At 70.3% G+C, this 19,628-nt stretch carries 16 protein-coding genes; 8 read left to right on the top strand and 8 right to left on the bottom strand.

Annotated elements, in window-relative coordinates; all coding sequences use genetic code 11:
- Positions 1-23: 23 nt before the first annotated feature.
- From ACFQ6X_RS01775 to ACFQ6X_RS01765, 3 genes are read right to left on the bottom strand one after another with little or no spacing between them, the layout of a single operon-like run.
- Positions 24-917: a metal ABC transporter permease gene (locus tag ACFQ6X_RS01775; protein WP_383174315.1), complete on the bottom strand. Its 894-nt coding sequence runs from the start codon at positions 915-917 to the stop codon at positions 24-26.
- A 2-nt stretch (positions 918-919) separates the two neighbouring features.
- Positions 920-1,696: a metal ABC transporter ATP-binding protein gene (locus tag ACFQ6X_RS01770; RefSeq protein ID WP_383174313.1), complete on the bottom strand. Its 777-nt coding sequence runs from the start codon at positions 1,694-1,696 to the stop codon at positions 920-922.
- A 38-nt stretch (positions 1,697-1,734) separates the two neighbouring features.
- Positions 1,735-2,706, bottom strand: coding sequence for a metal ABC transporter substrate-binding protein (locus ACFQ6X_RS01765; RefSeq protein ID WP_383174309.1), 972 nt, complete (start codon positions 2,704-2,706; stop codon positions 1,735-1,737).
- A gap of 165 nt (positions 2,707-2,871) precedes the next feature.
- On the opposite strand from ACFQ6X_RS01765, the gene ACFQ6X_RS01760 reads away from it, so the two are divergent.
- The 3 genes from ACFQ6X_RS01760 to ACFQ6X_RS01750 all read left to right on the top strand — a co-directional run bounded on the left by ACFQ6X_RS01760 (position 2,872) and on the right by ACFQ6X_RS01750 (position 4,965).
- Positions 2,872-4,254, top strand: coding sequence for a glycine--tRNA ligase (locus ACFQ6X_RS01760; protein WP_351175296.1), 1,383 nt, complete (start codon positions 2,872-2,874; stop codon positions 4,252-4,254).
- A gap of 92 nt (positions 4,255-4,346) precedes the next feature.
- The gene (locus ACFQ6X_RS01755) at positions 4,347-4,550 is read left to right on the top strand and encodes a hypothetical protein (protein ID WP_329211258.1); all 204 of its coding nucleotides are present in this window, start codon (positions 4,347-4,349) and stop codon (positions 4,548-4,550) included.
- Between the two features lie 193 nt (positions 4,551-4,743).
- Entirely contained in the window at positions 4,744-4,965 is a 222-nt protein-coding gene (locus ACFQ6X_RS01750) for a DUF6243 family protein (protein ID WP_383174305.1), read from the top strand.
- 57 nt (positions 4,966-5,022) lie between these two features.
- Here the strand turns inward: ACFQ6X_RS01750 and ACFQ6X_RS01745 are convergent, their stop codons facing one another.
- Positions 5,023-6,495: an MFS transporter gene (locus tag ACFQ6X_RS01745; RefSeq protein WP_383174302.1), complete on the bottom strand. Its 1,473-nt coding sequence runs from the start codon at positions 6,493-6,495 to the stop codon at positions 5,023-5,025.
- A 101-nt stretch (positions 6,496-6,596) separates the two neighbouring features.
- On the opposite strand from ACFQ6X_RS01745, the gene ACFQ6X_RS01740 reads away from it, so the two are divergent.
- From ACFQ6X_RS01740 to ACFQ6X_RS01720, 5 genes are all read left to right on the top strand, one after another.
- Entirely contained in the window at positions 6,597-7,457 is an 861-nt protein-coding gene (locus tag ACFQ6X_RS01740; RefSeq protein ID WP_383174299.1) for a helix-turn-helix transcriptional regulator, read from the top strand.
- Between the two features lie 46 nt (positions 7,458-7,503).
- The gene (dusB, locus tag ACFQ6X_RS01735; RefSeq protein ID WP_383174296.1) at positions 7,504-8,652 is read left to right on the top strand and encodes a tRNA dihydrouridine synthase DusB; all 1,149 of its coding nucleotides are present in this window, start codon (positions 7,504-7,506) and stop codon (positions 8,650-8,652) included.
- Positions 8,653-9,221: 569 nt separating this feature from the next.
- Entirely contained in the window at positions 9,222-11,933 is a 2,712-nt protein-coding gene (gene ppdK, locus ACFQ6X_RS01730; RefSeq protein ID WP_383174293.1) for a pyruvate, phosphate dikinase, read from the top strand.
- Positions 11,934-12,432: 499 nt separating this feature from the next.
- Positions 12,433-13,449: an ArsR/SmtB family transcription factor gene (locus ACFQ6X_RS01725; protein WP_383174290.1), complete on the top strand. Its 1,017-nt coding sequence runs from the start codon at positions 12,433-12,435 to the stop codon at positions 13,447-13,449.
- Between the two features lie 199 nt (positions 13,450-13,648).
- Positions 13,649-14,071 (top strand): VOC family protein, encoded by a 423-nt coding sequence (locus tag ACFQ6X_RS01720; RefSeq protein WP_383174288.1) that lies wholly within the window; start codon positions 13,649-13,651, stop codon positions 14,069-14,071.
- A gap of 57 nt (positions 14,072-14,128) precedes the next feature.
- Here the strand turns inward: ACFQ6X_RS01720 and ACFQ6X_RS01715 are convergent, their stop codons facing one another.
- The 4 genes from ACFQ6X_RS01715 to ACFQ6X_RS01700 all read right to left on the bottom strand — a co-directional run bounded on the left by ACFQ6X_RS01715 (position 14,129) and on the right by ACFQ6X_RS01700 (position 19,603).
- A complete protein-coding gene (locus ACFQ6X_RS01715; protein WP_383174285.1) occupies positions 14,129-15,295 on the bottom strand; it encodes an alkaline phosphatase PhoX in 1,167 nt (388 codons plus the stop codon).
- Between the two features lie 116 nt (positions 15,296-15,411).
- Entirely contained in the window at positions 15,412-15,771 is a 360-nt protein-coding gene (gene nirD / locus ACFQ6X_RS01710; protein WP_383174282.1) for a nitrite reductase small subunit NirD, read from the bottom strand.
- Positions 15,771-18,356 carry a nitrite reductase large subunit NirB gene (nirB, locus tag ACFQ6X_RS01705; protein WP_383174279.1) on the bottom strand — a complete coding sequence of 862 codons (2,586 nt, stop codon included), beginning with the start codon at positions 18,354-18,356 and terminating at the stop codon, positions 15,771-15,773. Before nirB ends, nirD begins: the two co-directional genes overlap by 1 nt.
- Positions 18,356-19,603, bottom strand: coding sequence for an NAD(P)/FAD-dependent oxidoreductase (locus tag ACFQ6X_RS01700; protein WP_383174276.1), 1,248 nt, complete (start codon positions 19,601-19,603; stop codon positions 18,356-18,358). The genes nirB and ACFQ6X_RS01700 overlap by 1 nt, the downstream gene beginning before the upstream one ends.
- Positions 19,604-19,628: the final 25 nt, after the last annotated feature.

Here is a 19,628-nt window from a genome sequence, read left to right as displayed (position 1 = left end):
GTACCGGCGGCACGGTCGACACATCAGACATGGACGTCGTCCGTGGCCGTGCGGGCCTTCGGTACCTCCAGGGTGCACTCGGACCCGTCCGCTCCGCGTTCACGGGCGCGTCTGCGGGCCAGCGGTGCGGCGAGCGCGGTGAGCGCGATGAACACGGCGATGGCCAGCAGCACGATCGTCGCGCCGGGCGGCACGTCCTGGTAGTACGAGGTCACCGTGCCGGTCAGGGTCACGGCCGTACCGATGACGACGGCCAGGACGAACGTCACCTTGAAGGACTTCGAGATCTGCTGCGCCGCCGCGACCGGGACCACCATCAGCGCGCTGACCAGCAGCAGACCGACGACCCGCATCGCCACGGTGACCGTCACCGCCGCCGTCACGGCGACCAGCAGGTTGAGCGCCCGCACCGGAAGACCGGTGACCCGGGCGAACTCCTCGTCCTGGCTGACCGCGAACAGCTGCCGCCGCAGCCCCACCGTCACCAGCACCACGAAGGCGGCCAGCACGACGATCGCGCGGACGTCCTCCTCGGAGACCGTCGACAGGGAGCCGAAGAGGAACGAGGTGAGGTTGGCGTTGGAGCCGGTGTCGGACAGGTTGATCAGCATCACCCCGCCCGCCATGCCGCCGTAGAACAGCATGGCCAGGGCGATGTCGCCGCGGGTGCGTCCGTACCAGCGGATCAGCTCCATGACGACCGAGCCCGCGACGGCGACGAGCGTGGCCATCCAGATGGGGCTGGCGGAGAGCAGGAAGCCGAGACCGACACCGGTCATCGCGATGTGCCCGATGCCGTCGCCCATCAGGGCCTGGCGGCGCTGGACCAGGAAGATGCCGATGGCGGGGGCGGTGATCCCGACCAGGACGGCCGCGATCAGGGCCCGCTGCATGAAGGGGGGTGTGAGGAATTCCATGATCAGGTCAGCAGTCCCGTCCGGACGGGCTCGGAGGCCGCGTGGGGGTGTACGTGGTCGTGGCCGGGCAGCGCGTGCTGGCCCAGGGCCTCGGGGGGCGGTCCGTCGTGCGTCACGCAGCCGTCGCGCAGCACGATCGCCCGGTCGATCAGCGGCTCCAGCGCGCCGAGCTCGTGCAGGACGAGCAGCACCGTCGTACCGGCGGCGACCTGCTCGCGCAGCGTCGCGGCGAGGATCTCCTGGCTGGCCAGATCGACGCCTGCCATCGGTTCGTCCATGATCAGCAGTTCCGGCTCGGCGGCCAGCGCGCGGGCGATCAGGACCCGCTGGTGCTGCCCGCCGGAGAGGGCGTTCACGGAGTCCTTGGCCCGGTCGGCGAGTCCGACGAGCTCGATGGCACGGTCGACGGCCGCCCGGTCCGCCTTGCCCGGCAGCCTCAGCTTCGTACGCGACAGGCGCCCGGAGGAGACGACCTCGCGGACCGTGGCGGGGACGCCGCCGGCCGCCGTGGTGCGCTGCGGTACGTAGCCGACGCGGGACCACGCGCGGAAGCGGCGCAGCGGGGTGCCGAACAGTTCGACGGTGCCGCCGGTGAGCGGGACCTGGCCGATGACGGAGCGCACGGCCGTGGACTTGCCCGATCCGTTGGCGCCGAGCAGCGCGGCGACCTCACCGCGCTGAACGGTGAGATCGACGCCGCGCAGCACGGGGCGCGCACCGAGCGTCGCCGTGGCTCCGCGCATGCTGATCACGGGTTCGGGCTTGCTGGGCTCGGGCATGAGCGCCTCCGATGCGACTGGTACGGGCGGGGTGGGGGTCACTTCGCGCCGAGAGCCTTCTGCAGCGCGGCCAGGTTGGACTTCATGACCTCGAGGTAGTCAGCGCCCTTGGAGGAGTCGGTGATTCCCTCCAGCGGGTCCAGGACGTCGGTCTTCAGTCCGAGGTCCTTCGCCAGCGTCTTGGCGGTCTTGTCGCTGGCGAGCGTCTCGAAGAACACGGTGGTGGCCTTGTTCTTCGACGCGACGGAGTGGATCTCGTTGATCCGGGCGGGGCTGGGCTCGGCCTCGGGGTCGATGCCGGCGATGCCCTCCTGGGTGAGGCCGTAGCGCTCGGCGAGGTATCCGAAGGCGGAGTGGGTGGTGATGAAGGTCTTGGTCGCCGTGTTCTTCAGCCCGGTTTCGTAGGCCGTGTTCAGCGCGTTCAACTCGGTGACCAGGGCGTCCGTGTTCTTGCGGTAGTCCGCGGCGTGGCCGGGGTCCGCCTTCTCCAGGGACGTGCCGACACCCTTGGCGACCTCCGCGTACTTCACCGGGTCCAGCCAGATGTGCGGGTCGGCGCCCGCCTCCTCGCCCTCGTGAGCGTGCTCCTCGCCCTCCTCGTCGCCGTGGTCGTGACCCTCGACCTCGGCGCCGTGGTTCTCGAGCGTGGTGAGCTCCGCCGCGTCCACGGTGTTCTCGACGCCGGCCTGGCCGACCGCGTCGTCGACGGCCGGCTGGACGCCCTTGAGGAACAGGATGTAGTCGGCGTCGCTCAGTCCGCCGATCTGGCGCGGGGTGAGGTCCAGGTCGTGCGGCTCGACGCCCGGCTTCGTCAGCTGGGTGACCGAGACGTGCGTTCCACCGATCCTCTCGGCCAGGAACTGCATCGGGTAGAAGGACGCCACCACGTTCAGCTTGTCGCCGCTCGCATGGTCGGCCGCGTCGGAGGAGGAGCATGCGGAGAGCGCGGTGAGGCCGAGGGCGACTGCTCCGGCGACGGCGGTCGTGGGTATGAGGCGGCGTACGTTCATGACAGTCATTTTCAACAAAAGTGGAAACGATTGTCAACAAGGCCGATGAGATGCCCGGATCACAGTCCGGATCCCGTTAACCCCCTGCCGATTTGATCCAAGGGGTGCGCCCGCCGGTAATCTGAAGCATTCGCCATCCCTCGCCGTCGCAATGAAGAGAGCACCGTGGCCGCCGACAAGATCGACACCATCGTCAGCCTGAGCAAGCGCCGTGGCTTCGTCTACCCCTGCAGTGAGATCTACGGGGGCCAGAAGGCCGCCTGGGACTACGGGCCGCTGGGCGTCGAGCTGAAGGAGAACCTCAAGCGCCAGTGGTGGCGCTACATGGTCACTTCGCGCGAGGACGTGGTCGGCATTGACTCCTCGGTCATCCTGGCCCCCGAGGTCTGGGTCGCCTCCGGCCATGTCGCCACCTTCTCCGACCCGCTCACCGAGTGCACCTCCTGTCACAAGCGCTACCGCGCCGACCACCTGGAGGAGGCGTACGAGGAGAAGCACGGCAAGCCGCCCGTCAACGGCCTGGCCGACCTCAACTGCCCCAACTGCGGCAACAAGGGCACGTTCACCGAGCCCAAGCAGTTCTCGGGCCTCCTCTCCACGCACCTCGGCCCGACCCAGGACTCCGGCTCCGTCGCCTACCTGCGTCCCGAGACCGCCCAGGGCATCTTCACCAACTTCGGTCAGGTGCAGCAGACTTCGCGCAAGAAGCCGCCGTTCGGCATCGCGCAGATGGGCAAGTCCTTCCGGAACGAGATCACTCCGGGCAACTTCATCTTCCGCACGCGCGAGTTCGAGCAGATGGAGATGGAGTTCTTCGTCAAGCCGGGCGAGGACGAGCAGTGGCAGGAGTACTGGATGGAGCAGCGCTGGAACTGGTACACCGGCCTGGGCATGCGCGAGGAGAACATGCGGTGGTTCGAGCACCCGCAGGAGAAGCTCTCCCACTACTCCAAGCGCACCGCTGACATCGAGTACCGCTTCCGCTTCGGCGGCAGCGAGTGGGGCGAGCTCGAGGGCGTCGCCAACCGCACGGACTTCGACCTGAAGGCGCACTCCAAGGCCTCCGGTACGGACCTGTCCTACTTCGACCAGGAGAAGGGCGAGCGCTACACGCCGTACGTCATCGAGCCGGCGGCCGGTGTCGGCCGTTCGCTGCTGGCCTTCCTCCTCGACGCCTACAACGAGGACGAGGCCCCCAACGCCAAGGGCGTCATGGAGAAGCGCGCCGTGATGCGTCTCGACCCGCGCCTGGCGCCGGTCAAGGTCGCGGTCCTGCCGCTGTCCCGCAACCCGCAGCTGTCGCCCAAGGCCAAGGGCCTCGCCGCGGACCTGCGGAAGAACTGGAACATCGAGTTCGACGACGCGGGCGCCATCGGCCGCCGCTACCGGCGTCAGGACGAGATCGGTACGCCGTTCTGCGTCACCGTCGACTTCGACACCCTCGACGACAACGCGGTGACCGTGCGCGAGCGCGACACCATGAAGCAGGAGCGCGTCTCCCTGGACCAGATCCAGGGCTACCTCGGCTCCCGCCTGCTGGGCTGCTGAGCGCGCGCAGCTTCATAACGAAGCCCCCGGTTCCCGCGCAGGGAGCCGGGGGCTTCGTGCACACTGGGCGCACTCGTCCACAGGAGGCCAGGATGCCGTCCATGACCACGAGCAAGGTCAGCAGATGGGACCAGCACGGACGTGAACACGTGGTCCACGTCCGGAAGTCGGGGATGCAGAGGCAGCTGACCTGCGACACCTGCGGGTGGCGCAAGGGCGCGCAGTTCCTGCCGTGGCTGAAGGCCGAGGAGCACCTCGCCGAGTCCCACCAGGCGACGGTCGACCCGAGCGCCTGATCCGGGTCCCGCCCCGCGGCCGAAAATCGGGTGATGAGTCGCTCCGGGCCGGGGTACCTTTTTCGGTATGTCTTCGTTCTTCCAGATCTACGAGTGAGAGCGCGACGGGCCCGCGGGCCCGTCGCCCACCGAATCGATCCCTGAGATCGCTGATCTCTTCAGACTCACTTCTCACCACGAATGGGAGAACCCCGTGGCCAAGAGCCGCAACAACCTCCTCGGTGTGGGCGGACAGCGCAAGAAGCTGTCCCGCGCCGAGCAGCAGGGCGCGGGCCCCGCGCGCAACGCCGACCGCCGGACCGCGGCCGAACAGAAGCAGGAGCTGGTGCGCAAGATGCGTGAGCGCGCCGAGGGCTCCGGCTCCGCCCAGGCCGACGCCTCCCCGGAGCAGGACGGCCAGTCGGCACAGAGCTGACACACCGGTACGACAGTGGGCCCGGATCACCACGGTGATCCGGGCCCACCTCGTTCCTCACCCGACGGCACGGGGCAGCCGCAGGCTCAGCAGGGTCGTCAGCACGACCGCCGCCAGCTGCACCAGCAGCGTCGCCACGAGCGCGTCGCGCATCCCCGCACCCGGCGCCAGCGCGAGGAACAGCGTCCCGAGCGTCGCCACCCCCAGCGCCAGTGCGGCCTGCTGCGTCGTCGTCATCACTCCGCCGCCCACCCCGGCCCGCTCGGCGGGTACGTCGGACAGCACGATGCGGAACAGGACGGGCAGCTGCAGCCCCTGCCCCAGCCCGGCGGTCGCGACACCCGGCAGCAGCCCCAGCAGTCCGAGGTCCGGCCAGCCCCGCCACACGGCGAGCGCCAGCACCACGACGCCCACGCCCTGGATGATCCCGCCGGCCGTCACGACCCGGCTGCCGAACCGGCGTACCAGCCGGGGACCGGCCAGCGAGGCCGCGAAGAAGGCCGCGGCCATGGGCGCCAGCGACAGCCCCGCCGCCGCCGGGCCCATCCTCAGCCCCTGCTGGAGGGCCACCGCGATGACGAACATGAAGCCGCCGAAGCCGATCGAGAACGGCACCACCAGAGTCAGACCGCGCCGCAGCGACTCCAGCCGCAGCAGGCTCGGCGGCACCAGCGGGATCTGCCCGCGCGCGTCGGCCCGCTGCTCCACGCGGTAGAAGGCGAACGCGGTGAAGGGGAACAGCGCCAGCGAGACCCAGGTCCACAGCGGCCAGCCCGCCGCACGCCCCTCGGTCAGCGGGGCCAGCAGCGTCACCAGCGACAGGGCCAGGAGCAGCGTGCCCGGTACGTCGACGGGGGCGGGCCGTTCCGAGCGGGTCTCCGGCACGGAGCGGGCGGCCAGGACCAGACCCACCACGGCCACCGGCACGTTCACCAGGAACACCGACCGCCAGCCCGCGCTCTCGCCGAACACCGACGACAGCGGGGCGGCGGAGACGAGGACGCCGCCGAGGATCTGGCCCGCGACCATCGACAGGCCGGCCGTCGCCCCGTACAGGCTCATGGCCCGGGCCCGGCGGTGTCCCGCGGTGGCCGCCTGGATGGTGGCGAGCACCTGCGGCAGCATCAGCGCCGCGGCGGCACCCTGCGCGACCCTGGCCCCGACGAGCGTCCAGGCGTCCGGAGCCAGCCCGCAGGCGAGCGAGGTGAGCCCGAAGGCCGCCATTCCGATGAGGAAGAGCCTGCGCCGCCCCGCCATGTCGCCCAGTCGCCCGCCGAGGACGAGCAGCACGGCGTACGAGAGCCCGTACCCGGCGACGACCAGTTCCAGCAGGGCGGGGCCCGCGGCCAGGTCGTGGTCGATGGTGGGCAGGGCGACGTTGACGATGAAGAAGTCGATGAGGGGCAGCGCCGCGCCGAGCAGCACCGTGAACAGACCGAGCCGGCCGAGCACGGGCGTGGTGTGGTCGTGCCGCCCCACGGGTGTGCCGGTGGCGGCGGGTGTCTTGGTCAGTACAGGGGATTCACTCACGTCAACGACGATGGACCTGATCCCAGCCTGGTACCAGAGTGTCTTTATCCTGGTAGAAGCAGCACCTGGCAGACCGCCGGGCCGTTCGGCACGCTGGGGGTATGACGATGGTGACCGAGGCTCCCGAGACCGACATCAGGCGGCACGAACTCGCGGGGTTCCTGCGCAGCCGCCGTGAGCGGATCACCCCCGAGCAGGCGGGCCTGCCCCGCGGCCCCCGCAGGCGCACCCCCGGCCTGCGCCGCGAGGAGGTGGCACAGCTCTCCGCCGTCGGGGTCACCTGGTACACGTGGCTGGAGCAGGCCCGCGACATCCATGTGTCCCCGCAGGTCCTCGACGCGCTGGCCCGCGCACTGCTGCTGGACCCCAGCGAGCGCTCCCACCTCTTCGCCCTCGCCGGAGCCGTCGACCCCGCGCCGGGCTCCCGCTGCGCCGGAGTCACCCCGGCGCTCGAAGCACTGCTCACGCAGCTGGAGCCGTACCCGGCCTGCATCCAGAACAGCAGGTACGACATCCTCGCCTACAACCGCACCTACGGGCGGCTGCTGTGCGACCTGGACGCCGTCGCTCCCGAGGACCGCAACTGCATGCTCCTCGCCTACACCAACGAGGACTGGCGCGCCTCCGTGGTCGACCTGGCGGAGATGCGCCGGGTGATGGCGGCCAAGTTCCGCGGTGCCATGGCGGAGCACCTGGCCGAGCCGGCCTGGAAGACGCTGCTGAGCCGCCTGGAGGCCGCCTCCCCGGAGTTCGGCGAGATCTGGGCCCGGCACGAGGTCGTGGGCCCCGGAGGGCGGACCAAGCTGTTCCGCAACGCCCGGGTGGGGCTCCTCCGCCTCGACCACACCGACCTCTGGCTCGGCCCGTCGGCGGGCCCCCGCCTCGTGACGTACGTCCCCGCGGACGAGGAGTCCCGGCAGGGGCTCGAACGCCTGCTGGCCCTGTCTCCGGCGGCAGTCTGAACCGACGGCATCCCGAGCCCCGTCCCGCGTACGCGACAATGGATGGATGACCACGCTCGCCCCTGCCCTCCCGCTGCTCAGGATCGGCCCGCACACCGTGCAGCCGCCGGTCGTGCTCGCCCCCATGGCCGGCATCACCAACGCCCCGTTCCGCACCCTGTGCCGTGAGTTCTCCGGCGGCAAGGGGCTGTTCGTCAGCGAGATGATCACCACCCGGGCGCTGGTCGAACGCAACGAGAAGACCATGCAGCTCATCCACTTCGACGCGAGCGAGACCCCGCGCTCCATCCAGCTGTACGGAGTGGACCCGGTGACCGTCGGCAAGGCGGTCCGCATGATCGTCGAGGAGGACCTCGCCGACCACATCGACCTCAACTTCGGCTGCCCCGTCCCCAAGGTCACCCGCAAGGGCGGCGGCTCGGCGCTCCCGTACAAGCGGCCCCTGCTGCGGGCGATCCTCCGCGAGGCCGTGGCCGGCGCGGGCGATCTGCCGGTCACCATCAAGATGCGCAAAGGCATCGACGAGGACCACATGACCTACCTCGACGCGGGGCGTATCGCCGTCGAGGAGGGCATCACCGCCGTCGCCCTGCACGGCAGGACCACCGCCCAGCACTACGGCGGCACGGCGGACTGGGACGCGATCGCGCGCCTCAAGGAGCACGTCCCCGAGATCCCCGTCCTCGGCAACGGGGACATCTGGTGCGCGGACGACGCCCTGCGGATGATGCGCGAGACGGGCTGCGACGGCGTGGTCGTCGGCCGAGGCTGCCTCGGGCGGCCCTGGCTCTTCGGCGACCTCGTCAGCGCCTTCGAGGGGACGGAGACCAGGCAGGCGCCGGCCCTGCGCGCGGTCGCGGACGTCATGCTGCGCCACGCGACGCTGCTGGGGGAGTGGATCGGCGACGAGACCCGGGGCGTGATCGACTTCCGTAAGCACGTGGCCTGGTACCTCAAGGGCTTCGCGGTCGGCTCGGAGATGCGCAGGAAGCTGGCGGTCACCTCCTCCCTGGAGGAGCTCGGCGGCCAGCTGCAGGAGCTGGAGCTGGACCAGCCGTGGCCGGACGGCGCGGACGGCCCTCGCGGGCGTACGTCCGGCAACAACCGCGTGGCGCTGCCCGACGGCTGGCTCAAGGACCCCTACGACTGCGCGGGTGTGAGCGCCGACGCGGAGCTGGACACCTCCGGGGGCTGAGCACCGCAGCAAGGGGCACGGAGTGCCCAGCTTTCTGGCCCGCTCGTATGAGCGGGCTTTTGAGTGTGATCCGGCGAGATTCGACGCGTGGTGAGCGTGCGCGTGGCGTGCGAGCGGTCCTTCGACGGCCCAGGTTCACGCTCTGCGATAGCAAGATGATCGCTGGGTGACGGTTCGCCGTCTCTTCGGCGTCCGGATCATGACATCTGAGCGGGCTCGGGGGCGTGATTCTCGCCACCCTTGAGGATCGAGTGGCTCAGATGAGCACTCTTTCGCATGCTGTACTTCTCAAAGGATGGCACTGGGTGCCAGGCGACTTTACTTTGATCGATCGACACAACCGCTACTCTCTGTCGCCGAATGAGCAATTCTTGAGCGCTCTGGGTAGTGATTGGTTCAAGAGGTGAACGAGGACACCCGTCCGGCTGACCTCCCGCATCACTTTCGATCTGCTGGCGGACGGGTGGTTGAGACCTCATGACGCGCAAGTGGACGTACCGAGACACCTTCGATCTGGGTATGTTCCTCGCCGTCAGGGCAGCCACCGCGTCCTCGAGGAGTCGAGACCCGTGTCGGAAAACAAAGATCCCCAGAAGTTCGTCTACGACTTCACCGAGGGCAACAAGGAGCTCAAGGACCTTCTGGGCGGCAAGGGTGCAAACCTCGCCGAGATGACCAATCTCGGGCTGCCGGTCCCTCCCGGCTTCACCATCACCACCGAGGCGTGCAAGGTCTACCTCGACAGCGGTGACGAGCCGGCCGAGCTGCGCGACGAGGTCAGTGCGCACCTCACGGCGCTCGAGCAGCGGATGGGCAAGAAGCTCGGCCAGGCCGACGACCCGCTGCTGGTCTCGGTCCGCTCCGGCGCCAAGTTCTCGATGCCGGGCATGATGGACACGGTCCTCAACATCGGCCTCTCCGACGCCTCGGTCGTCGGGCTCACCGCCCAGTCGGGCGACGAGCGCTTCGCCTGGGACTCGTACCGCCGCCTCATCCAGATGTTCGGCAAGACGGTCCTCGGGGTCGACGGCGACCTCTTCGAGGAGGCGCTGGAGGCGGCGAAGGAGGCCAAGGGCGTCACCGTCGACGTGGACCTCGACGCGGGCGACCTCAAGAAGCTGGTCAAGCAGTTCAAGAAGATCGTCAACCGGGATGCCGGACGCGACTTCCCGCAGGACCCGCGCGAGCAGATGGACCTGGCCATAAAGGCCGTCTTCGACTCGTGGAACACGGACCGGGCGAAGCTGTACCGCCGCCAGGAGCGCATCCCCGGCGACCTCGGCACGGCCGTCAACATCTGCTCCATGGTCTTCGGCAACCTGGGTCCCGACTCGGGTACGGGCGTCGCCTTCACCCGTGACCCGGCCAGCGGCCACCAGGGCGTGTACGGCGACTACCTGCAGAACGCGCAGGGCGAGGACGTCGTGGCGGGCATCCGCAACACGGTTCCGCTCGCCGATCTGGAGTCGATCGACAAGGCGTCGTACGACCAGCTGATGAAGATCATGGAGACGCTGGAGACCCACTACAAGGATCTCTGCGACATCGAGTTCACCATCGAGCGCGGTCAGCTCTGGATGCTCCAGACCCGGGTCGGCAAGCGCACCGCCGGTGCCGCCTTCCGGATCGCCACCCAGCTCGTGGACCAGGGCCTCATCGACGAGGCCGAGGCGCTCCAGCGCGTCAACGGCGCCCAGCTCGCGCAGCTGATGTTCCCGCGCTTCGACGACGCGGCCAGCACCGTGCTCCTGGGCCGCGGCATCGCCGCGTCGCCGGGTGCGGCCGTCGGAAAGGCCGTCTTCGACTCGTACACCGCGGTCAAGTGGTCGCGGTCCGGCGAGAAGGTCATCCTCATCCGCCGGGAGACCAACCCCGACGACCTCGACGGCATGATCGCCGCCGAAGGCATCCTCACCTCGCGCGGCGGCAAGACCTCGCACGCCGCCGTCGTCGCACGCGGCATGGGCAAGACCTGTGTCTGCGGCGCCGAGGAGATCGAGGTCGACACCAAGCGCCGCAGGCTCACCGTCGGCGACACGGTCGTCGAGGAGGGCGACCTCGTCTCGGTCGACGGCTCCACCGGCAAGGTCTACCTCGGTGAGGTCCCCGTCGTGCCGTCCCCGGTCGTCGAGTACTTCGAGGGCCGCATGCACGCGGGCGCCGACGATGCCGACGAGCTCGTCGCCGCCGTGCACCGGATCATGGCGTACGCCGACCGGGTACGCCGTCTGCGGGTACGGGCGAACGCGGACAACGCCGAGGACGCCTCGCGGGCCCGTCGCTTCGGCGCCCAGGGCATCGGCCTGTGCCGCACCGAGCACATGTTCCTCGGCGAGCGCCGCGAGATGGTCGAGAAGCTGATCCTCGCGGACACCGACGACGAGCGAGAGGACGCCCTGGCCGCGCTCCTGCCGCTCCAGAAGGCCGACTTCATCGAGCTGTTCGAGTCGATGGACGGGCTGCCCGTCACCGTCCGGCTGCTCGACCCGCCGCTGCACGAGTTCCTGCCCGACATCACGGAGCTCTCCGTACGGGTCGCGCTCGCCGAGTCCCGCAAGGACGCCAACGAGAACGACCTGCGCCTTCTGCAGGCCGTGCACAAGCTGCACGAGCAGAACCCGATGCTGGGTCTGCGCGGGGTCCGTCTCGGCCTGGTCATCCCGGGTCTGTTCGCGATGCAGGTCCGCGCGATCGCCGAAGCGGCGGCGCAGCGCAAGAACGCGAAGGGCGACCCGCGCGCCGAGATCATGATTCCGCTCGTCGGCACGGTCCAGGAGCTGGAGATCGTCCGCGAGGAGGCCGACCAGGTGATCGCCGAGGTCGAGGCGGCCACCGGTACCGAGCTGAAGCTGACCATCGGCACGATGATCGAGCTGCCCCGCGCCGCGCTGACCGCCGGTCAGATCGCCGAGGCCGCGCAGTTCTTCTCCTTCGGTACGAACGACCTCACCCAGACGGTGTGGGGCTTCTCCCGCGACGACGTGGAGGCCTCGTTCTTCACCGCGTACCTGGAGAAGGGCATCTTCGGGGTGTCGCCGTTCGAGACGATCGACAAGGACGGCGTCGGCGCGCTCGTGCGCAGCGCCGTGGAGGCCGGCCTGGCCACCCGGCCGGACCTCAAGCTCGGTGTCTGCGGTGAGCACGGCGGCGACCCGGAGTCCGTGCACTTCTTCCACGAGGTGGGCCTGGACTACGTCTCCTGCTCGCCGTTCCGTATCCCGGTGGCGAGGCTCGAGGCGGGCCGCGCCGCTGCCGGTTCGAAGGGCAGCGACAGCCGCTGAGCGCACCACCGGCCGGCTGACACCTGCGACCACGACTCCGTGGCCGCCGGCGGATCATCCGTACCCTCACCGATCCGACGGCGGCTCCGGAAAACCCGGAAGCGGCGGCACCCTGTGCGGGGGTGCCGCCGCTTCGTCATTTGAATTACGTACCACTGAAGGTTGTTGAGGGTTGTTGCTTTTCTTCGTTCGGTGAGCAAATCCCTACCGAACGGACCGGGGTGCGGTCCATGGATCCCCACCCATGGACCGCACCCGGCTTACCCCCGTCGGGTACGGAGCCGCACCGTCGCACACCGCCGCCGAACAGGCAAAGCCCCCCACGGCCCTCACCCGCTCTTTCGGTGGCGCCGGATGCGTACCCGACGTCGTACAGCTTTTCGGTTGACGAGGATGCGGGCGAGACGTTTCAACTGTGGCCGAAACCCCGTGGTGACGTCCTGTGACGATATGCATACCCTTCGATGGGGGCGATTGCGGTTGCAACAGTGGGGGTTCGGTGCTTCGTATCCATGTGTCCGGAGAGGACCTTTCCCGAGTGCGGATGGCCGCCAGGCCGGACGCAATGTGGGAAACCATTCTCAGTTTTCACCGGTTGAGGGACAGGAGGGGTTCGTCGGTCTTCGGGAAATGGCGCAGTGAATCCCGGACCCGGTTGAACGGTGAAACGCGTCTGCTCTCCGCGGTCGTTCCGCCCCGCGGCTATTTCCCCGACTTCCTGACGCCGACCCTGGAAGTCGCCGAGCCATTCGGTCTGGACGCGGGAATGGAGGCAATGCGTGACACCCCGGTGGAACGCCTCCATGGCGAACTGGCCCTGCTGGCCGGAAACCGCCCCCGCCCGCAGCGGTCACCCGGCGGCGGCAGAACCCCCGCGGCCCTGCTGGACGCGCTCGCCGAGGGGCGTACGGAACCGCTGGGGCGCCTCATAACCGCCCTGCGCAGCTACCACCGCGCCGCAGTCGAGCCGTACTGGCAGCACGTCCGGGCGAGCGTCGAGGCCGACCGGGCCATCCGGGGCCGCGCCCTGCTGGACGGCGGCACGGACGAGCTCCTGTCCACCCTGCCGCCCATGATCCGCTGGCGGGAGCCCGTGCTCGAGGCGGACTACCCCGTGGACCGCGAGCTGCACCTGGACGGGCGGGGCCTGCTCCTGCAGCCCTCGTTCTTCTGCCGGGGCACCCCGGTCGTCTACCGGGACCCGAACCTCCCGCCGGTCCTCGTCTACCCGGTCACCCACCGGGCCGCTCCGGCCTTCGCCGAGCCGGGCCCCTGGCTCGGGCGGCTCGTCGGGCACACCCGCTCCGCCGTCCTGCGGGCCATAGGCAACGGCTGCACGACGAGCGAGCTGGCACGCAGGACAGGGGTGTCCCTGGCCTCGGCGAGCCAGCACGCCTGTGTGCTGCGCGAGGCCGGCCTGGTCCTGACCCTGCGCCACGGCAGCTCGGTCCTGCACACCCTCACCCCGCTGGGCGACTCACTGCTCAGGGGCGGTGCCCCGCTCGCGATGTCCTGACGGGCCCGACGTCCACGGAGCCGTCGCGGACCGGGCGGGCCGGCGTCCACGGAGCCGTCGCGGACCGGGGCGGGCCGCCGTCCCGGGAAGAAGACCGCCGCGAGCGATGAGTTCTGGCGGGCGCTGCCGTCTACCTCTCGAAAGCGCGCGAAACAGCGCCACGGAGCACGCGAAGTGCAGGGACGGAAGAGTGGAAATCATGCCTCAGCCTCAGATGATCTTCGTGAACCTGCCGGTCAAGGACCTGGAGACGACGAAGAACTTCTTCGGGAAGCTCGGCTTCGGCTTCAACCCGCAGTTCAGCGACGAGACGACGGCCTGTCTGGTCATCAGCGACACGATCTTCGCCATGCTCATCAGCGAGCCTCGCTTCAAGGACTTCACCAAGAAGGAGATCGCCGACGCGTCGAAGACGACGGAGGTCCTCATCGCCCTGAGCGCGGACAGCAGAGCCAAGGTCGACGAGATGGCGGACGCCGCGCTCGCCGCGGGCGGGTCGCCGGCCAACGAGCCCATGGACATGGGCTTCATGTACGGCCGTTCCTTCCAGGACCCGGACCACCACATCTGGGAGGTCGTGTGGATGGACCCGGCGGCGGCCGAGAGCGGCGGCCAGGCCTGATGGCCGGGGAGAACAGCCCCACGGCGCCGGAACGGCGACGTGGGGCCGGGGTCCTGCTCAGCCGCGGAACGGCCCCGTGACCTCGTACGTGATGCCGCCGGAGGAGCTCCCGCTCGTCCCGCGCTGCGAGGAGAAGTAGAGCCGCCTGCCGTCCGGGGAGAACGCGGGGCCGGTGATCTCCGAGCCGGACTGGCCGCTGACCCGCAGGAACGGTGCGACGGTGTCGTCCGGGGTGATCAGGCAGATCTCCAGGTTCCCGCCGTCCTCGGCGACGTACAGGTCGCCCGAGACGGACCGGGTGACGTTGTCCACGCCGGTCAGCGGGGCGCTGCCGCCGGTGACGAGCGAGTCGTCGTAGGCGAGCGAGATGCTGGACGCGTCGGCGTCGTACGCCCACACCCGGTTGTCGCCCTTGGTGGTGAACCAGCAGGTGCCCGCCGCGTAGAAGCAGCCCTCGCCGCCGTTGAACACCTTCGCGCCGGAGACCTGGTAGCGGGTCAGGGTCGGCGAGCCGTCCGGGTCGGGGACCGTCGTCCAGGTCACCGGGCCCGAGGTGCCGGAGCCCGCCACGAGGACCTGCAGGGTGCCGGCGGACAGATTGCCCCAGGTGGTCGGGCGGAAGCGGTAGAAACGGCCGTCCGTCTCGTCCTCGGTGAGGTAGATGTACCCGTGGTCGGGGTCGGCGGCAGCCGCCTCGTGCTTGAAACGGCCCAGGGCGGGCCGCTGGACGGCGGCGTTCACACCCCAGGGATCCGTCTCGTAGACGAATCCGCGGCTGACCTCCTCGCAGGACAGCCAGGTGTTCCACGGGGTCCGGCCGCCCGCGCAGTTGTTGTTCGTGCCGGACAGGATCCGGTAGGCGCCGGTGACGGTCCCGGAGGAGTTGAAGCGCACCGCGCTCGCCCCGCCGCCGCTGCCCGAGGAGACCTCGGCGTTGGAGACGTAGATCCAGCCGCTGCCGTCGGTGAACGTCGCACCGCCGTCGGGTGCGCTGTGCCAGGCGTACGAGGTGCCGGGGACGGTCTGCCCCGAACGGGCGATGATTCTGCTGGTGAAGCCGCTCGGCAGCAGGATGCCGTTGCTGTTGGCGGCCTGCAGCGCGCCGTAGGGGCCTGCGGCCGGCTGGGCGGGGTCCGCGAAGGCGGCACCCCGCCACAGGGTGCCGCCGAAGGCCGCCGCCGACGTACCGATCACCGCTGTGCGCAAGAAGGTCCGACGTTCCACGATCACTCCACGGGTGACGTGAGGGCCCGCCGGTCCGGTCGGCCCGGCGGGGCGAACGTCAGGACAGTAGAGGGACGCAGTTGACGGAGCGTCAACAGGCGGTGAACGGACCGGGATCAGTCCGCGCGGACCGCGAAGACCGACACGGTGATCTCGTCGTCGTCCAGGCAGGCGCCCGTCTCCAGGTCGAAGCGCTGCTTCAGCAGCGGCGACGCGACGAACGGCCGTCCGGCCGCGGAGCCGACCAGGCCCCGGGACAGGACGTACGCCCCGGTGAACGGGTCGCGGTTGTCGATCGCGTACGCGCGTCCCGCCCGGTCCACGAACAGGGCGACCTGCCGGCCGTCCGGGAGGAGGGCCGCCACACCGCGCCCCGGGGTCAGCAGGTCGCGGTCGCAGACCGTGAGCCAGCCGTCCCCGTCCGCGAGCTGGATCGTCCGGGTGTCCTGCGCCGTTTCCAGTGTCTGGGTCGTCATCAGGAGGGAGTCCCTTCGAGAGTACGGATGGCGAGTACGGGGCCCGCGAGGATGTCCAGGTCGGGCTTGACCTGGTCGCGCTCGGGGACGAACTTCACCGAGGGGTCGGGTGCGTCGGGGGCGTTGACGAAGGTCACGAAGCGTCGCAGCCGCTCCGGGTCGTTGATGGTCTCGGCCCACTCGTCGCGGTAGCCGCGGACGTGGTCGGCCATCAGCCGCTCCAGCTCGTCGCACAGCCCCAGCGAGTCGTGGACGACGACGTCCCGCACGTGGTCCAGGCCGCCCTCGATTCGGTCCAGCCAGGTCGATGTGCGCTCCAGCCGGTCCGCCGTACGGATGTAGAACATCAGGAACCGGTCGATGAGGCGGACCAGTTCGGCGTCGGACAGGTCCTGGGCCAGCAGGTCCGCGTGGCGCGGTGTGGCGCCGCCGTTGCCGCCGACGTAGAGGTTCCAGCCCTGTGCCGTGGCGATGATCCCGAAGTCCTTGCCGCGGGCCTCCGCGCACTCGCGGGCGCAGCCGGAGACCGCCGACTTCAGCTTGTGCGGCGAACGCAGGCCCCGGTAGCGCAGCTCCAGGTCGATGGCCATCTTCACCGAGTCCTGCACGCCGTAGCGGCACCAGGTCTGCCCCACACAGGACTTCACCGTGCGCAGCGACTTCCCGTACGCGTGCCCCGACTCGAAACCGGCGTCCACCAGGCGGGTCCAGATCAGTGGGAGCTGGTCGACGCGGGCGCCGAACAGGTCGATCCGCTGGCCACCGGTGATCTTCGTGTAGAGGCCGAAGTCCCTGGCCACCTCGCCGATCACGATCAGCTTCTCCGGGGTGATCTCACCGCCCGGGATGCGCGGCACGATCGAGTAGGAGCCGTTGCGCTGGAGGTTGGCGAGGAAGTGGTCGTTGGTGTCCTGGAGGGCCGCCTGCTCGCCGTCCAGGACGTAGCCGCTCGCACCCACCGTCGGAGCCAGCGAGGCGATGATCGAACCGACCGTCGGCTTGCAGACCTCGCAGCCGTCACCGCCCTTGGCCGCGTCGCGGCCGTGCGAGTCCAGCAGCCCGGCGTACGTCGTGACACCGAGGGTGCGGACGATCTCGTACAGCTCGCTGCGGGTGTACGCGAAGCAGCCGCACAGGCCCTGGTCCTCGGGCTGCGGCAGCAGTTGTCCGATGACCTTGACGCAGCTCCCGCAGCCCGTACCCGCCTTGGTGCACTTCTTCACCTCGGGCAGCGTGGTGTGCTCGCAGATCGCGCCCTTGGTCACGTTGTGGCAGGAGCAGATCACGGCCTCGTCGGGCAGCGAGGACGGGCCGAGCGTGACCGGGCCGCCCGCGCCTGCCGGCAGCACCAGCTGCTCCGGGGCGACCGGCAGGACCGTGCCGGTCATCGGCCGCAGCGTGCCGTACTGGTCGGCGTCCCCGACCAGGACCCCGCCGAGCAGCGTGCCGTCCCGGCCGATCACCAGCTTCTTGTAGACGCCCGAACGGGAGTCTGAATAGACCACGTCGAGGCAGCCCTCGGCCGCGCCGTGCGCGTCACCGAACGAGGCGACGTCCACACCGAGCAGCTTCAGCTTCGTCGACAGGTCGGCGCCGGTGAACGAGGCCGCGTTGCCCGCGATCACCTCGGCGACCGCCAGCGCCATCTCGTAGCCCGGCGCCACCAGCCCGTACACCCGGCCGTCCGAGGCCAGCGCGCACTCACCGATCGCGAACACGGAGCTGTCCGAGGTGCGGCACTCCTCGTCGACGATGATGCCGCCGCGCGGGCCGACCGCCAGGCCGCAGTCGCGGGCCAGCTGGTCCCGGGGGCGTACACCGGCCGAGAAGACGACGAGGTCGGTGGCGAGGGAGGAGCCGTCGGAGAGCGACATGCCGTTGACCCGGCCGTCCTCGCCCGCGGTGACCTCCTGGGTGCCGACGCCCGTGTGGACGGAGAGGCCCATGTCCTCGATCGTGCGCAGGAGTGCGGCGCCGCCGCCGTCGTCGACCTGGACCGGCATCAGCCGGGGCGCGAACTCCACGACGTGCGTGCTGAGTCCGAGGCCCTTCAGGGCGCCCGCGGCCTCCAGGCCGAGCAGCCCGCCGCCGACCACCGCTCCGGTCGTCGCGGTCTTCGCGTACTCCTCGATCGCGAGGAGGTCCTCGATGGTGCGGTAGACGAAGCAGCCCTCGGTGTCCTTGCCGGGAACAGGCGGCACGAAGGGGTACGAGCCGGTGGCCAGCACCAGCGTGTCGTACGAGAAGGTCTGCCCGGAGCGCGCGGTGACCGTGCGCGCCTCGCGGTCGACGCTCTCCGCCGGGTCGCCCACGTGCAGCTCTATTCCGTGCCGGGCCATGAAGTCCGGCTCGACGAGCGAGAGGTCCTCCGGCGTCTTCCCGGAGAAGTACGAGGTCAGCTGCACCCGGTCGTAGGCGGGGCGGGGCTCCTCGCAGAGGACGACGACCCGGGCGGTTCCCGCGGCGGCCGTCAGCCCGCGGTCGGCGAGCGCTTCCAGGAACCGCTGGCCGACCATGCCGTGCCCGACGACCACGATCGTCGGCACGCCTGCGGTGGGGGCGGTCGGGGGAGTGGACACCGGCATCAGAAGCCTCCGTCGTTGGTGAGCAGGTGGAGCAGGGACATGTCGGCGGGGAGGGGCACGTCGTCCTGCCAGGTCCGGGCGAGGGTGCCGACCGCGGCGAGGTCGCCGAACAGCACCCCGCCGGCCAGCCGGTCGCCCCGGACGACGACCGTGCGGTACGCGCCCCGGGTGGCGTCGGCCAGCCGGATCACGTCGTCGCCGGGCATCGGACGGGAGTCGCCGAAGGCCGCCAGGTCGAGACCGCCCGGAGCACCGGCGACACCGGCGGCGACAGGGACGGCGGCGGGGGAGCGCAGGGTGAGCCGGGTCAGGGCCCTGGTGCCCTCGTAGCGGGCGGAGCCGCCCGCCAGCACCCCGGCGAGCACATCCGCCTGTTCCAGCGCGGCTCCCGCCAGCCCGTACACGGTGCCGCGGTGCTCGGCACAGTCGCCGACGGCGTGGATGTACGGGTCCGAGGTGCGCAGTTCGTCGTCGACGACGACGCCCTTGCGGACGTCGAGCCCGGCCGCCTGTGCCAGACCCGTCCTCGGGCGGACCCCGCAGGCCAGCACCGTGATCTCGGCCTCCAGCTCGTAGCCGTCGGCGAGCTCCACGGCGCGTACCGCGGGGGTGGCACCGTCGGTGCAGCGCAGACCGCGCACCCGGCACTCGGTGTGAACCTCGACGCCGAGGGCCTCCAGATGGCGCCGCAGCAGTCCGGCCGACTCGGCGTCCAGCTGCCGCTCCATGAGGTGCTCGCCCTGCTGGGCCAGCACCACCTGGGCGCCGCACTCGGCCAGCGCACGGGCCGCGGAGACTCCGAGGAGCCCGCCGCCGATGACGACGGCGCGTACCCCGGGGCGTACGGCGGCGCGCAGGGCCAGGCAGTCGTCGAGGGTGCGGAAGGGATGCACCCCGTCCGGCAGCATGTGGCCGAGGCCCCGCAGCGGCGGAAGCACCGGGTTGGAGCCGGTGGCAAGCACCAGGCGCCCGTACCCGATCACGCTGCCGTCGTCGCAGTGCACCAGCCGGTCCTCCCGGTCGATCCGCACGACCCGCACCCCGCGCCGCACCTCGGCGGGCGGCAGCGCGATGACGTCGGGCTCGTACCGTCCGGCGAGCACCTCGGCGAGCAGCACCCTGTTGTACGGTGCGTGCTCCTCCTCACCGATGACGGTGACACCGGGGACCCGGGCGGCGAGCCGTGCGCCCGCCATCCCGGCGCCGATCACCACCACACGCGCCGTGTTCCCGCTCTGTGTCCTCATGACAAAGAGACTGCGGGGCCGGTGT

The organism is Streptomyces sp. NPDC056452 (genome assembly GCF_042796085.1).
Taxonomy (GTDB): Bacteria; Actinomycetota; Actinomycetes; order Streptomycetales; family Streptomycetaceae; genus Streptomyces.
This window is presented reverse-complemented; position numbering and strand designations above follow the sequence as displayed.